Origin of the sequence: Pseudoblastomonas marina, assembly GCF_014641655.1 — a bacterium.
GTDB classification, from domain to species: domain Bacteria; phylum Pseudomonadota; class Alphaproteobacteria; order Sphingomonadales; family Sphingomonadaceae; genus Alteriqipengyuania_A; species Alteriqipengyuania_A marina.
In genome coordinates this window covers 314,139-326,180 of the sequence record NZ_BMID01000001.1, presented here as the reverse complement: position 1 = coordinate 326,180, position 12,042 = coordinate 314,139, and the positions used below count along the sequence as shown (strand labels likewise).

At 66.5% G+C, this 12,042-nt stretch carries 20 protein-coding genes; 9 read left to right on the top strand and 11 right to left on the bottom strand.

The window, feature by feature from the left end:
* The gene (locus tag IEW49_RS01580; RefSeq protein WP_188641032.1) at positions 1-2,328 is read right to left on the bottom strand and encodes a S8 family peptidase; all 2,328 of its coding nucleotides are present in this window, start codon (positions 2,326-2,328) and stop codon (positions 1-3) included.
* Between the two features lie 162 nt (positions 2,329-2,490).
* Between IEW49_RS01580 and dapD the strand changes: the two genes are divergently transcribed.
* The 7 genes from dapD (at position 2,491) to IEW49_RS01545 (ending at position 5,517) form a co-directional block, all read left to right on the top strand.
* Positions 2,491-3,315, top strand: a complete 825-nt coding sequence (dapD, locus tag IEW49_RS01575; protein WP_188641031.1) for a 2,3,4,5-tetrahydropyridine-2,6-dicarboxylate N-succinyltransferase — start codon at positions 2,491-2,493, stop codon at positions 3,313-3,315.
* A 72-nt stretch (positions 3,316-3,387) separates the two neighbouring features.
* A complete protein-coding gene (locus tag IEW49_RS01570; RefSeq protein WP_188641030.1) occupies positions 3,388-3,591 on the top strand; it encodes a hypothetical protein in 204 nt (67 codons plus the stop codon).
* Between the two features lie 4 nt (positions 3,592-3,595).
* Positions 3,596-3,823 carry a hypervirulence associated TUDOR domain-containing protein gene (locus tag IEW49_RS01565; protein ID WP_188641029.1) on the top strand — a complete coding sequence of 76 codons (228 nt, stop codon included), beginning with the start codon at positions 3,596-3,598 and terminating at the stop codon, positions 3,821-3,823.
* Positions 3,823-4,020, top strand: a complete 198-nt coding sequence (locus IEW49_RS01560) for a DUF3008 family protein (RefSeq protein WP_188641028.1) — start codon at positions 3,823-3,825, stop codon at positions 4,018-4,020. Before IEW49_RS01565 ends, IEW49_RS01560 begins: the two co-directional genes overlap by 1 nt.
* Before the next feature lie 108 nt (positions 4,021-4,128).
* Entirely contained in the window at positions 4,129-4,641 is a 513-nt protein-coding gene (locus IEW49_RS01555; RefSeq protein WP_188641027.1) for an ion channel, read from the top strand.
* A 10-nt stretch (positions 4,642-4,651) separates the two neighbouring features.
* Positions 4,652-5,101 (top strand): cupin domain-containing protein, encoded by a 450-nt coding sequence (locus IEW49_RS01550; RefSeq protein WP_188641026.1) that lies wholly within the window; start codon positions 4,652-4,654, stop codon positions 5,099-5,101.
* Positions 5,098-5,517 carry a DoxX family protein gene (locus tag IEW49_RS01545; protein ID WP_188641025.1) on the top strand — a complete coding sequence of 140 codons (420 nt, stop codon included), beginning with the start codon at positions 5,098-5,100 and terminating at the stop codon, positions 5,515-5,517. The genes IEW49_RS01550 and IEW49_RS01545 overlap by 4 nt, the downstream gene beginning before the upstream one ends.
* A gap of 37 nt (positions 5,518-5,554) precedes the next feature.
* Here IEW49_RS01545 and IEW49_RS01540 read toward each other — a convergent pair whose 3' ends face one another.
* On the bottom strand, positions 5,555-5,806 hold the full coding sequence (locus IEW49_RS01540) for an SWIB/MDM2 domain-containing protein (RefSeq protein ID WP_160615129.1): 252 nt from the start codon (positions 5,804-5,806) through the stop codon (positions 5,555-5,557).
* Between the two features lie 100 nt (positions 5,807-5,906).
* Positions 5,907-6,533, bottom strand: coding sequence for a YbhB/YbcL family Raf kinase inhibitor-like protein (locus IEW49_RS01535; RefSeq protein WP_188641024.1), 627 nt, complete (start codon positions 6,531-6,533; stop codon positions 5,907-5,909).
* 192 nt (positions 6,534-6,725) lie between these two features.
* On the opposite strand from IEW49_RS01535, the gene IEW49_RS01530 reads away from it, so the two are divergent.
* A complete protein-coding gene (locus IEW49_RS01530; protein ID WP_188641023.1) occupies positions 6,726-8,162 on the top strand; it encodes a S41 family peptidase in 1,437 nt (478 codons plus the stop codon).
* The gene (locus IEW49_RS01525) at positions 8,162-8,503 is read left to right on the top strand and encodes an Mpo1-like protein (RefSeq protein ID WP_188641022.1); all 342 of its coding nucleotides are present in this window, start codon (positions 8,162-8,164) and stop codon (positions 8,501-8,503) included. The genes IEW49_RS01530 and IEW49_RS01525 overlap by 1 nt, the downstream gene beginning before the upstream one ends.
* A gap of 60 nt (positions 8,504-8,563) precedes the next feature.
* Here IEW49_RS01525 and IEW49_RS01520 read toward each other — a convergent pair whose 3' ends face one another.
* The 8 genes from IEW49_RS01520 to IEW49_RS01485 form a co-directional block, all read right to left on the bottom strand.
* On the bottom strand, positions 8,564-9,145 hold the full coding sequence (locus IEW49_RS01520; protein WP_188641021.1) for a fasciclin domain-containing protein: 582 nt from the start codon (positions 9,143-9,145) through the stop codon (positions 8,564-8,566).
* A gap of 127 nt (positions 9,146-9,272) precedes the next feature.
* Entirely contained in the window at positions 9,273-9,725 is a 453-nt protein-coding gene (locus IEW49_RS01515; protein WP_188643218.1) for a DUF3429 domain-containing protein, read from the bottom strand.
* Positions 9,722-10,147, bottom strand: coding sequence for a COG3650 family protein (locus IEW49_RS01510; RefSeq protein WP_229658036.1), 426 nt, complete (start codon positions 10,145-10,147; stop codon positions 9,722-9,724). The genes IEW49_RS01515 and IEW49_RS01510 overlap by 4 nt, the downstream gene beginning before the upstream one ends.
* 161 nt (positions 10,148-10,308) lie before the next feature.
* Positions 10,309-10,515, bottom strand: a complete 207-nt coding sequence (locus tag IEW49_RS01505; protein ID WP_188641020.1) for a hypothetical protein — start codon at positions 10,513-10,515, stop codon at positions 10,309-10,311.
* Between the two features lie 65 nt (positions 10,516-10,580).
* Positions 10,581-10,793, bottom strand: coding sequence for a cold-shock protein (locus IEW49_RS01500; RefSeq protein ID WP_188641019.1), 213 nt, complete (start codon positions 10,791-10,793; stop codon positions 10,581-10,583).
* A gap of 203 nt (positions 10,794-10,996) precedes the next feature.
* Entirely contained in the window at positions 10,997-11,335 is a 339-nt protein-coding gene (locus tag IEW49_RS01495; protein WP_188641018.1) for a hypothetical protein, read from the bottom strand.
* A 39-nt stretch (positions 11,336-11,374) separates the two neighbouring features.
* Positions 11,375-11,575, bottom strand: a complete 201-nt coding sequence (locus IEW49_RS01490) for a hypothetical protein (RefSeq protein WP_188641017.1) — start codon at positions 11,573-11,575, stop codon at positions 11,375-11,377.
* Between the two features lie 64 nt (positions 11,576-11,639).
* Positions 11,640-11,984, bottom strand: coding sequence for an HPF/RaiA family ribosome-associated protein (locus IEW49_RS01485; RefSeq protein WP_188641016.1), 345 nt, complete (start codon positions 11,982-11,984; stop codon positions 11,640-11,642).
* Between the last annotated feature and the right edge of the window lie 58 nt (positions 11,985-12,042).

Here is a 12,042-nt window from a genome sequence, read left to right as displayed (position 1 = left end):
CTAGAATTCGCGCGACCAGCGGATCGCGACGCCCGGATCGTCGCGCAAGTCGGCATAGTGCCCCGGATCGGTCCGGTAGAACAGGCTCGCGCTGGCATTGCCGCCGAGGAACGGACTGCGCCAGGCGAGCTCGCCGGTGATCTCGCGACCGGTCGGCGCCAGCGCGAGCGACCGGGTCGCCACCGTCGCGCTGCGTGTGGCGTAGTCCCAATAGACCGGCAGCGTCAGGTCGATCCCGCCATCGGCGACGCGCATTGGTTGCGAAAGGCGAAAGGCGATCCCGTCATCCCTTCCCAGCACGCCGCGCTTTTCGAGGTCCAGCGCCCAGCCGTTGCTCGCCAGGCGCGTGCCCTGCGCGAAGGTCCAACCCTGCCGGAAGGCGCCGCCTAATCGCCAGCCGTCGCCCGCTTCGAAGCGCAAATCGGCATCGACGAACAGGCTGTCCGCCCCGCCGACGCCGAGCGCCTCGTGGAAGCGCGCGCCGAGCACCGTGCGGTCCTCGCGCTGCCAGCTGGCTCCGAGCGTCGCGGTCAGGGGCCCGTAATCGCCGTCGAGCGAAGCTCCGAAACGGATCGCGTTGCCCTCGGCGCGGCTGCGGGCGAAATCCGCCGCGAACCGCCCGCGCGCGCCGGCCAGCACCGTCCCACTTTCCGCGCTCAGCGTCAGACCAAGATCGCCGAGATCGCGTCGCAGCGCGAAGCTCATCGTGTCGCCCAATGCAAAACCGGTATCGTCCTGCCCGCCCGAAGCGATCAGGAAGGCTGGGCGCGACTGGCCCTGCAATTGCGCGACGAGCCCCTGTGCGCCCTGCCGGAAGGCGACGCCCATTTGCGTATCGGGTGCGATCCTCGCGGCCACGCGAGCCGCCAGCACGCGGGCCTGTTCGGCATCCTCGGCGGACAGCGACAGCCGCCCGCCCCACGGCGAACGCAGTGCGGTGCCGTCGATCGCGAAGGAGAGCGATAGCGCGTCGCTACCGAGACCCACATGGCGCAGATCGTCGCGCAACGCGCCTTCCAGCTTCGGCGCGACCTGTGCGCCCAGGGCGCGCGCGCCGAGATCGGAACTGTAGGCACGTTCGTACTTGTCGAGCAGCGTGACCGGCATCGACGCCCCGGCCAGCGCATCGCCCATCGCCGGCGCACCGACCAGCGTGCTGTCGGTCAGCGCCATCGCCACCCGCGTATCGGCGAGCGACAAAGTGCCCTGCGGCGCGAAGGCCGCGGCGATATCGAGGATCCCCTGTCCGTAGACGTCGTCGTCGCCGGTTGCCCCGGCATCGCGCGCGGTGTCGAGCAGGAGTTCGACGACATCCTGCCCGCTGAGGTTCGGAAACGCTTGGAAGAGCAGCGCCGCGGCGCCCGCCACCTGCGGCGCGGCAAAGCTCGTGCCCGAGAAAAGGTAGACGTAGGTCCCGGTATTGTCGGTCTCGGTCTTCAGCACGCCGTTCTCGTAGACGCAGCAGATCCGCTCGCCCCGGGCGGTCAGGAACGAGGAAATGTAGGTCCCGGCCCGGTTCGAGAAGGACGAGATATTGCCGCCCTCGTCGACCGAGCCGACGATCATCACGCCGCCGCTCCCGACGTCCGATATCCCGGCCGCGAAGTTGTCGGGCGATCCGAGGCCGTCATTGCCCGAGGAAACGATCACCACCACGCCGGCGGCGACCGCGCGCTGGACGGCGGTGCGAACCGCCTGGCTGGGATTGCCACCCCCGAGCGAGAGATTGATGATCTTCGCGCCGTTGTCGGTCGCGTATTGGATCCCGACCGCGATATCGCTGTCGCGCAGGCTGCAATTGGTGCCTCCATCGTCCGACACATCGGCGCAGGTGCCCGGGAAATCGGCCCGCAACACCAGCAGGTTCGCCTCGTAGGCGATGCCCATGACCCCGGTATTGTTACGCGCCGCCGCGGCGACGAGCGCGACATTGGTTCCGTGGTCGTCCTCCTGGTCGATCCCCCGGCTGCCGGCGACATCGCGCGAGGCCGGAAGGATGCGACCCGCGAATTCGGGACTGTCGCTGTCGATCCCGGTATCGATGATGGCGATCGCGACCCCGGCGCCGGTCGCGCCCTGTTGCCAGGCGGCAATCGCATTGTGGTCGGCCGGTCCATCCGAACGACGATATTCGGACGTGTTGAACACGCTTGCCGGAGTGGGCGTCGGGGTCGGCGTGGGGGTCGGCGTCGGCGTGGGGGTTGCGGTTGGCGTGGGCGTCGGGGCCGGCGTCGAGCGAGGCGGGGAACCGCCGCCACAGGCGGCCAGCAGGGCGATCACCGCCGCGCAGGCACCCGCGCGCACCTTCCATCCACGTTTCAAGCTCATTTGCGTCATCCCGGAAACTGCCGACCTTCACGCGGGTCTAGCACGGCGCTGATACCTAGAACCTTAACGGATACGCCCCAGTTCCCGCGCCGGACGCGCTTGCCGCCCGGCACCCGAGGCGTTAGCGCGCCGAACGAGAACCCATTTGCTGAAAGCGATCGCATGACCGACACCCTCGCCCAGACCATCGAAGCCGCATGGGAAAACCGTGCAGACCTCGATTCCAGCGACGACGCGATCCGGACCGCGGTCGAACGCGCGCTTGCCATGCTCGACAGCGGCGAGGGTCGCGTTGCCGAACCCGACGGCAAGGGAGGCTGGACCGTCAACCAGTGGCTCAAGAAGGCGGTGTTGCTGTCCTTCCGCCTCAACGACAACCGCGTCATGGAAGGCGGCAGCGCGGGCCATCCCGCGTTCGACAAGGTGCCGAGCAAGTTCGCCGGGTGGGACGAAGCCCGCTTCCGCGACGCTGGCTTCCGGGTCGTTCCCGGTGCGATCGCCCGCGAGGGCAGCTATATCGCGCCCGACTGCGTGCTGATGCCCAGCTTCGTCAATATCGGTGCCCATGTCGGCAAGGGCACGATGGTCGACACCTGGGCCTCGATCGGCTCCTGCGCGCAGATCGGCGAGAATTGCCATATCTCGGCGGGTGCGGGGATCGGCGGAGTGCTCGAGCCGATGCAGGCCAATCCGACGATCATCGGCGACAATTGCTTCATCGGCGCGCGCTCCGAAATCGTCGAGGGCGTGATCGTGGGCGAAGGCTGCGTGGTGGCGATGGGCGTCTTCATCACCCAGTCGACCAAGATCGTCTATCGCGACACCGGAGAGGTGATCCGCGGCCATATCCCGCCATTTTCGGTGGTCGTCCCGGGATCGCTGCCGGGCAAAGATGGCGGACCGGGTCTCGCCTGCGCGGTCATCGTCAAGACCGTCGATGCGCAAACCCGCGAGAAGACCGGGATCAACGAGCTGCTGCGCGCCTAGCCGAGACAGTCAGGAACCCGCCCGATCCCGGTGCATTTCCTTTGCGTAGCGATACGAACGGGAGGACTTGAAATGCGCAAGGAAGGCGAAGAGATCCACGTCGAGACCGACGAGGTCCGCGGCGGCAGCAGCAGCGGCGTTGTCCGGTGGGTGCTGCTCATCGGCCTGCTGATCGCGATTGTCGCCCTATCGATCACCTGGATGACAGGCGCCGCGTCTTCGTCCGGGGACGAACCCGAACCGAGCGTTTCGAGCACGGCCGCACCGGCGGAGTAGACGGGTGAGCAAAGCGAACAGTTTCCAGGCCGACCAGCATGTCGAGTGGAACTGGGGTAACGGCACAGGATCGGGCCAGATCAAGGAACGGTTCGAGCGCGAAGTCACGCGCACTCTGCAGGGCACCGAAGTCACAAAGCACGGCGACGAGGCCAATCCGGCCTATTTGATCAGGCAGGACGACGGCGACGAAGTGCTGAAACGCGGCTCGGAACTGAAGGAGAAAACCTGATGCCAGCGAAGTCGAAGGCCCAGCAACGCGCGGCCGGTGCCGCCCTTTCCGCCAAGCGCGGCGAGACCAAGGTCTCAGAGCTCCAGGGCGCGTCCAAGCAGATGTACGACAGCATGTCCGAAGACGAGCTCGAGGATTATGCCTCGACCGATCGCGACGGCCTCCCCGAGCACGTGGACGGCGACGACGAAGGCTGATGGAAGACCACGACCGGCAAGCTAGCGCTTCGGCCTCCGACCGTTCGAGCAACCAGCGGCCAGTTCAGCACCTGATGGCCGGGGGGCGCCCCCCTGAAGAGACCTGACATGGATATCGGCGCCGAGGGGAGCCACCTGTTCAGCCTGACGCCGTCCATGACGTCGCAGCTGGCACTCAGTGCGGTGATGATCGTCGTTGCGGTGCTGATCCACGGGGTCGGCCTGTTCTCGCTCAGCAATTTGCTCACGCGCGAGCAGAATGCGGAAGAGCGCGAGAAAGAAGGAAGTTCCGAACGCCACTATCGGTTCGAACGGTACGAGCCACTCTCGATCCGCGGCGGGATCGTGGTCGTGGGTATCGTTCTCGCGATCTTCGGCTTGCACTTCGCCGAAATCTGGGCCTTCGCCTTCCTCTACTCGGCAATCGGAGCAGTGCCCGACCTCGACACCGCGATATATTTCTCGTCGATCACCTATGCCACGCTCGGTTTCACCGACAATTACATCGATCCGAGCTGGCGAATGATCGCGGCATCGGAGGGCATCATCGGCGTGCTCATGCTCGGCTGGTCGACCGCCTTTTTCGTCCGGGTCCTGTCCAAACTCGAAAGCCGGCGCTAACTCCCGCAGCATGGCGAATGCAGGGGACCTGATCGAACGGCTGTCGCTGCAGCCGCACCCCGAAGGCGGTTGGTATCGCGAAACCTGGCGGGCACCGGCAGACCATGGCGCCCGCGCAGGGTCCACCGCGATCCATTTCCTGCTCGAGGCGGGCCAGGCATCGCATTGGCACCGGGTGGATGCGACTGAGATCTGGCTCTGGCATGCGGGCGATCCGCTCGAACTGTCGGTCGCGACGACCGATTCGGGGCCGACGACACAACACCGTCTCGGTCCGGACATTCTCGCCGGCGATCAGGTCCAGCACGTCATTCCTTCCGGACACTGGCAGGCGGCGCGAAGCGCGGCGGACGGGGCGCATGGCTATGTCCTCGTCAGCTGCGTGGTCGCGCCGGGCTTCGAGTTCGACGGTTTCGAGCTTGCGCCGCCCGGCTGGGCGCCCGGCGAGAGTGCAGCGTGATCCGCACGGGCCTGCGCTGGCTTCTCGCTGCCTTCTATGCCTTTGCCGGCTTTCGCCATCTCGTCGATCCGGCCCCATTCCTTGCCATCACGCCGGGCTGGGTCCCGTTGCCGGACGCCGTCATCGCCCTCACCGGAGTGGCCGAACTGGCGGGCGCGATCGTGTTGCTCCAGCCTTGGTCCGGACGCCTGCGCCGTGCCGGCGGCTGGGGACTCGCACTCTATGCCGCCTGTGTGTTTCCTGCAAATATCAACCATTTCGCGATGGACATGGCGCGTCCGGACGGTGGCTGGGGGCTCGGCTACCACGTCCCGCGCATGTTCGCGCAACCGCTGCTGGTCTGGCTGGCGCTGTGGGTCTCGAAGGCGGTGGATTGGCCGTTCGCACCCAAGAAAAAGGGCGAGCGCAGCCGCTGAGGCCGCACCCGCCCAGTCATTTGATTGCCTTGACGACTTAGCTGAGGTGCTTCGACACCGCGGCGGTCATCTTGAACATCGAGATCTTCTCGGTGCCGATCACGCCGCCCAGCTTGGCGTCGGGCTCGATCATGCGCTTGTCGTCGGACGCCTGCAGGTCGTGCTTCTTGATGTATTCCCACACCTTCGAAGTCACCTGGCTACGCGGCATCGGCCCCTTGCCGACCACCTCTTCGAGCTGCGGCGAAAGGTTCACCGGCTTGGCGAGTGCGTTGTTCTTGGCGGCCATTGTGTAGTCTCCCTATAATTTGGCGACTTTGCGATACGCCTGTGGCAAGTCGCGGTCGAGGCAGGGGGGCGTTTTCCCCCCAGTTTCCTCGCAAGGGGGTTTACGCCTCGGCGTCCCAATCGAGATCATCGCCGGCTGCGGCCGCGTCATCGCCGAGCAGATCGTCGAGATCCTCGGGCTCGTATTTCGCGGTCAGCACCGCTGCGCCGAGCACGTTGCCATCGAGCACGGAGAAGACTTCGTCCGCGCCCGCGCCGGGCATCAGCCCGAGCGGACGATCGATTGCGAACAGCTGGAACACGTAATCATGCGCCGGATCGCCGATATCGAGCTTGGGCAGGAGCCATTCGGAATTGCCCGCGGCATTCTTGCCGGCGAAGGGTGCGCTTTCGCCCTCGAGCAGCTTACCCTGCTGCGGCGCGAAGCCCCAGGCAAGCCAGTGCAGGTGCGGCTGGTCGTTACGCCCCGCCGGATCCTGAGCGACGAGCACGAGTTCTTCGGTTCCCGCAGGCGGCGTGGTCCATTCGAGCGGTGGGGCGACAGCGTCTTCCTCGTCGGCCGTGAAGCACGGATCGAGCGCACCGCCATCCTGGAAAGCAGCCGATGTCAGCGTGAAACCGTCCACGCCGAGCGTTTCGGCATCGGCATATTGCGCGACAGCGAGCTGCGCGTGGTGCGGCTTCGCTTCGGGCAGCTTTTCCGCCAGCCAAGCGGGGCAATCGGTCATCGTGATCCTCTTCGTGTTATCTGCAGGGGGCGTAGCTGGATGACCCTCCCCCGGTCGAGGGTGGATAGCTTGCAACGCCCGGTTTTCCCATCAATGCGCAACGACGTGGGGACGATCCCGTTCATTTTCCATATTGCTTCGGGTCGCTAGCTCCCGCATCCTGACGGGAAGTTATCTAGGGGATCGCACATCATGGCTCTCGCCAAGCTCCGCGCCTGCACGCGCACCAGCCGCTTCGCCTTCACCACCGCCTGCGCCGCACTGGTCGCCGCGTGCGGTGGCGACGAGCCGCCCCCGACCGGGGCGACCCCCACGCCGACCCCCACCGTGGCGACCTGTTCGATCCAGAACCGTCTCGCGACGACCTTCAACGTGTTCAATACGAACTACCTGTTCCCCAACCTGCTCGACACCTCGGTCAATCGGTCGCAATTCAACGCGATCCAGCCCTATATCGACGCGCTGGTCGCGCCTGCCCGCGCACAGGACAAGGATCGTTACTTCAGCTACGTCACCTCGATCGCGGAAGAAAATGCGCGGATCGAATCCGGGGCCACCGCAGGCTTCGGCATTCGCCTTGTCTACGATACGTCCAACGCCCGCGTGTTCATCGCCGAGGCGTTCGAGAACGCCCCCGCCTTTGCGGCGGGCTTCGACCGCGGGACCGAATTGCTCGCGATCAACGGCACCACCGTCGCCGCCCTGTTTGCCAGCGGTGGCGCGCAGGCGGTCAGCGACGCGCTCGGCCCGTCCACGCCCGGCACCTCGCGGACCCTGCGGTTCCGTCCGCTCGGCGGCGCGGAAATCACCGCTACGGTGGCGAAGGCCAATTACAACCTCGACCCGGTTTCCGACCGTTACGGCGCTCTCGTCCTCGACGATGGCGGCAAGAAAGTCGGCTACCTCAATCTCCGGACCTTCGGTTCGGAAACGGTCGAACCCAACATCCGCGACGCGTTCCAGAAATTCCGCGATCAAGGCGTAACCGAGGTGATCGTCGACCTGCGCTACAATGGCGGCGGCCTCGTTTCGATGGGCGTGCTGCTGACCGACCTGCTGGCGCGAAGCCAAGCCGGCAGCCTGATGAGCCGGATCAGCTTCCGCCCGTCGCGCGCGAGCGAGAACGAAGACATCAACTTCTCCTCGCAACCGCAGGCGATCAACGCGACGAAGATCGCGTTCATCAGCACCGGCGGTACGGCTTCGGCCTCCGAATTCGTGCCCAACAACATGATCCCCGTGCTCGGCAACGGGCTCGCGCTGGTCGGGTCGAACAGCTTCGGCAAGCCGGTCGGCCAGGAAGCGTTCGACATCACCGCCTGCGACGATCGCCTGCGGGTCGTCTCGCTGAAGCTCGAGAACCGCAACGGCCAGGGCGAATACTTCACCGGCCTCGCCAGCGTGATGCCCAATACCTGTCGCGCGGGCGACGACATTTTCACGCCGTTCGGCAATCCGAACGAGGCCTCGATCAAGGCCGCGCTCGATTTCCTCGGCGGACGTTCGTGCACGCCGATCACCACGCAAACCCAAGGCCAGAGCGTGATGAGCGCCGACGACAGGGTGTTCCTGCAGCCGCAGCCCGGCAAGCGGAGCGGCGCGCAATGGGAAATTCCGGGGCTCTATTGATGTCCGGGGAGCGCGCCTATTCGGACTTCGCGTCGTTCTGGCCGTTCTACCTGCGCGAACACAGCAAGCCGGCGACGCGCGCGTTGCATTATGTCGGGACCACGCTGGTGGTGGCGATCGCGGTCTTCGCGCTTGCCACCGGGCGCTGGTGGTGGCTGATCGCCATGCCGCTGGCAGGGTACTTCTTCGCCTGGATCGCGCATTTCCGCGTCGAGCGGAACAGGCCGGCCACATTCACCTATCCGCTGTGGAGCCTCGCCGCCGATTTCAGGATGTGGTGGCTTTGGCTGACCGGAAGGCTCGGTCCGGAGCTCGAACGCGCGGGCGTCGATAGCGATTGAGCCCCACATGAAAAAGGCGGCGCCGAGGCGCCGCCCTTTCCGGTTGGGGATCGCTTGCCGTTACTCGGGCATCAGCACCGTATCGATGACGTGGATCACGCCGTTCGAGGCGGCGACGTCGGTTGCTGTCACCATTGCGGTATTGCCCGCGGCATCGGTCAGCACGACATTGCCGTCCTGCACCGTCGCGGTCAGCGTGGCGCCGTTCACGGTCGTCAGCGTGTAGCCGGCCTCGCCTGCGTTTTCGATCGCGGAGGTCAGCGTAGCGGCGTTCGTCTCGCCCGGCACGACATGGTAGGTGAGAATGCCCGCGAGATCTTCCTTGCCGGCTTCGCTCATCAGCTGGTCGCGCGCAGCCTGCGGCACCTTAGCGAAGGCCGCGTTGGTCGGCGCGAACACCGTGTAGGGCCCGGGGCCCGACAGCGTTTCGGCCAGTTCGGCGCTGGTCACCGCGCTGACGAGGGTCGAGAAATCCTCATTGCCCTGCGCGACCTCGACGATCGTGCCTTCGGTCATCGCCGTATCCTCGACCGGCGCCGCTTCTTCGGCGGCCATGTCGGTTTCGGCTTCGTCGGGCGCTTCGGCGCAGGCGGCGAGCGCGAGGGCAGAAGCGGCGGCAAGCGTAAGGGTAATCGGTTTCATCTTGGGTCCTTCAGTCTTGGGAGGGTCGCCCCGCTTCGGGCCGGTTCGACCGGGCCTCTGCGGTTCGGGCTAACAACGAACGCGCGACACCTGCGTTCCGCGCTGATCGGCTCAGCCAATCACGCTGTCAGGCCAAGGCAATCAGCACGCTCGACAGTCCCAGGCCGAGCGAAAGCGGGAGGCGCAGCCGCATCCACCAGTGCGGCGCGCTCGGCGCGATCCGGCGGTCGACCCACAGGCTCCCCACGATCGCGACCCCGAGCACCAGCAGCGAGGGATCGGGCCACGACGCGCCGACCACCCATGGCACGAAGCTGGCGAAGGCGATCAGGCTCGGGACCACGCTCGCGCCCCACAGCCAGCCCGGCACCCGCTCGCCCTCGTGCATGCGCGAGGCGGCGATGCCCCACCACAATCCGCCGAGGAAGCTGAAGATCAGCGCGGCATAGGCCCAGGCGAGCGCCTGTGCCGTCCAGCGCCAGCCGTCGGGGCCGAACCACAACGCGGCGAGGCAGGCGAGTTGCGGCAGGAGGCTCGCCAGCCCGAGCCAGCGCGGCCAGGCGGGGACCGACCCGATCACGGGTTTGCCGGCCCCTCGAACGGACGCGCCTCGCTCCACGCGCAGCCGCGCCGGGTCTCGCCGCGAACCGACAGCGTGGCGACGAAGGGATAGGTCCGGTCGCTCATCCCGTCCGAGCATTCGCCTTCGGTCAGCGAGAGGTCGAACGGCTGCCCGTCGAGCTCGCCGCTCCACGACACTCCGCCGAGCCCGGCGAAGCGCGACACCGCGATCTGCGTGCCTTCGATGTCCTCGGGGGTCGAATAGGTCAGCGTGTCGCCGCGCACCTCGCCGCCCCAGAACGGTTCGGTGCCGGTGAAGTTCACGGTCTCGTCGGCCGCGATCCCGTCGAAGGTCGGCGCGGCGCGATCGCCGTCGGTGGCACTATCGGGGGTGCAGGCGGCGAGCGCGAGCCCCGCCATCCCCACGCAAAGGCGGGCCATGGACCGGGTGTTACACTGTTCAGGGAAGAAAAAACGGCGGCGTGCCGCACCCGTCGGAAGCAAGCGGTTCGGGCGGGCTGTCGCGGTGGGTTGGGTCATGCGGGCATAGTGCCCCAGATCGCCGCGGTAGGAAAGACGCGAGGGCGCGGCTTCGGGGGCGGTCAGCCCTGTTCGGCCGCGCGGGCCTCGGCCTTCTCGCGCTCGGTCTTCTCGCGCTGGAGCGTGACGCGGCGCGCCTGATCGGCGAGCGCGGTCCAGGTCTTGGCGGAACGCATCTCGCGCTCGCGGACATTGTCGAGCGTGGCATTGTCGGCGGCGGCCTCGGCGGCGGCCGCGCGTTCGGCATAGAATTCGTAGGTCTGCGCCATGAGCTCTCCGTGGTTCGGCAAGGAAAAATCCCCTCCCGCCGGAGCGAGAGGGGACTAGAAATTCGTCAGTCGGCGGCCGAGAGGTTCACGGCGCTTTCCTTGCCGTTGCGGCCCTGCTCAACGTCGTAGTTGAGGCGCTGCTCCTTATCGAGCGACGTCATGCCCGCCGCCTGCACGGCGGTGATGTGCACGAAGCTGTCGGCCGAGCCGTCGTCGGGCTGGATGAAGCCGTAGCCCTTGTCCTGGTTGAAGAATTTTACGGTGCCGGTCTTCGACATAATGGGTTCCTTTCGAGAACGCTTGTGTGCCCGGAAGGCGGGATGCCCAACGGGTCGTGCTTCAAATCGTCCGAAGAAAGGAAATCGTCGCCTGGTTTACGCCGGGGCCCGAAGAAACGGGCAAGCGGCGGTAATCAAATCTCGACATCCGTCGCAAATTTCGACGTCAGCGAGGGCCATTTAGCACGGTTCGTCCCAAACACCTAATCATTGCTTCGACCACCCTCCGCCAACTTGCGGTGTTCGTCTACCGAGCGCTTCATTTCGGCAGCCTGCAGGTGGAGCGCCTGCGACGACAGGCGGATCTCGCGGCTCTGCTGGAAGAAGCCGAGGACCAGCCACAGGAAGGCCAGCGGGCTCGACACCCCGCCGAGGAAATCGCCCAGCTCGTTGAGCCTCAGCTCGGCGGGATTCTGTCCCTGCACGGCAAGATAGATCACCAGCCCGACGAGGTAGAGCGCGGTCAGCACCAGCCCGACCAGCGGCAATCGCCGTCGCTCGCGCCGGTCGTCGAGCACGCGTGAGGGCTGGTCGTCGGACATAATGCTATCTCCGCTTTCGGCAGGGTCGGTTGGCCGGCATTACTCGGTGCGCCGCGCGTCGGGCTCCTTGGCGACGCCCTTGAACGGTTCGTCGTCGGCCTTGGCGTCCATGAACTGCCCGGCCTCGGCCGAGCCTTCCTCGCGGTTGCGCTTGGTCCATTTGCCGGTCGCGGGGTTCTTGACCTGGGTGCGGTCCTCGACCGAGCCGATGCGGTGATCGTCGCCTGTGTTGCGCGCCATGAATTCCTCCTTTGGGGAGGCAACGGGCGGGGATTCGCGCGCGTTCCGAAATAGTTGCGCCGCCCTACAGCACCTTGTCAGGGCGGGGCGCGTGGTTGTTGCGGTCGCTCTTCCCGAAATGCCGGTCGAGCCGCTGGGCCAGCGTCGCCGCCGCCTTGCGCGCGGCATCGTCGACCTTGGCGGCGTGCTCGGTGACCCCGATCGCGCGACCGCCCGCGGGCCGCGCCTCGATCGTGCAGGCCTTGTCATCGGCGCCGCCCTTGGCCCCGTTCTCGTCGCGGACATGGATCTCGATCCGCGTCAGCCGCTCGGCAAAGCGCGCGAGTTTCTCGCGAACCGCCGCCTCGATCCGCTCGGCGACGTTTTCCGTGCCCATGACCGAACTGTCGGAATTGAACTGCACCTGCATATGGGGACCTCCTCTTGTGCTTTACCCCATCAACGGTCGAGACGGGGTTCGGCTCCCC

What these genes read in the sequence shown, in the direction of transcription:
- IEW49_RS01570 (WP_188641030.1), top strand. Translation starts at nt 3,388, where the DNA reads ATGCGCAAGGAAGGCGAAGAGATCCACGTCGAGACCGACGAGGTCCGC.
- IEW49_RS01560 (WP_188641028.1), top strand. Translation starts at nt 3,823, where the DNA reads ATGCCAGCGAAGTCGAAGGCCCAGCAACGCGCGGCCGGTGCCGCCCTT.
- IEW49_RS01520 (WP_188641021.1), bottom strand. Translation starts at nt 9,145, where the DNA reads ATGAAACCGATTACCCTTACGCTTGCCGCCGCTTCTGCCCTCGCGCTC.
- IEW49_RS01555 (WP_188641027.1), top strand. Translation starts at nt 4,129, where the DNA reads ATGGATATCGGCGCCGAGGGGAGCCACCTGTTCAGCCTGACGCCGTCC.
- IEW49_RS01510 (WP_229658036.1), bottom strand. Translation starts at nt 10,147, where the DNA reads ATGGCCCGCCTTTGCGTGGGGATGGCGGGGCTCGCGCTCGCCGCCTGC.
- IEW49_RS01530 (WP_188641023.1), top strand. Translation starts at nt 6,726, where the DNA reads ATGGCTCTCGCCAAGCTCCGCGCCTGCACGCGCACCAGCCGCTTCGCC.
- IEW49_RS01550 (WP_188641026.1), top strand. Translation starts at nt 4,652, where the DNA reads ATGGCGAATGCAGGGGACCTGATCGAACGGCTGTCGCTGCAGCCGCAC.
- IEW49_RS01505 (WP_188641020.1), bottom strand. Translation starts at nt 10,515, where the DNA reads ATGGCGCAGACCTACGAATTCTATGCCGAACGCGCGGCCGCCGCCGAG.
- IEW49_RS01525 (WP_188641022.1), top strand. Translation starts at nt 8,162, where the DNA reads ATGTCCGGGGAGCGCGCCTATTCGGACTTCGCGTCGTTCTGGCCGTTC.
- dapD (WP_188641031.1), top strand. Translation starts at nt 2,491, where the DNA reads ATGACCGACACCCTCGCCCAGACCATCGAAGCCGCATGGGAAAACCGT.
- IEW49_RS01500 (WP_188641019.1), bottom strand. Translation starts at nt 10,793, where the DNA reads ATGTCGAAGACCGGCACCGTAAAATTCTTCAACCAGGACAAGGGCTAC.
- IEW49_RS01540 (WP_160615129.1), bottom strand. Translation starts at nt 5,806, where the DNA reads ATGGCCGCCAAGAACAACGCACTCGCCAAGCCGGTGAACCTTTCGCCG.
- IEW49_RS01580 (WP_188641032.1), bottom strand. Translation starts at nt 2,328, where the DNA reads ATGAGCTTGAAACGTGGATGGAAGGTGCGCGCGGGTGCCTGCGCGGCG.
- IEW49_RS01535 (WP_188641024.1), bottom strand. Translation starts at nt 6,533, where the DNA reads ATGACCGATTGCCCCGCTTGGCTGGCGGAAAAGCTGCCCGAAGCGAAG.
- IEW49_RS01485 (WP_188641016.1), bottom strand. Translation starts at nt 11,984, where the DNA reads ATGCAGGTGCAGTTCAATTCCGACAGTTCGGTCATGGGCACGGAAAAC.
- IEW49_RS01490 (WP_188641017.1), bottom strand. Translation starts at nt 11,575, where the DNA reads ATGGCGCGCAACACAGGCGACGATCACCGCATCGGCTCGGTCGAGGAC.
- IEW49_RS01495 (WP_188641018.1), bottom strand. Translation starts at nt 11,335, where the DNA reads ATGTCCGACGACCAGCCCTCACGCGTGCTCGACGACCGGCGCGAGCGA.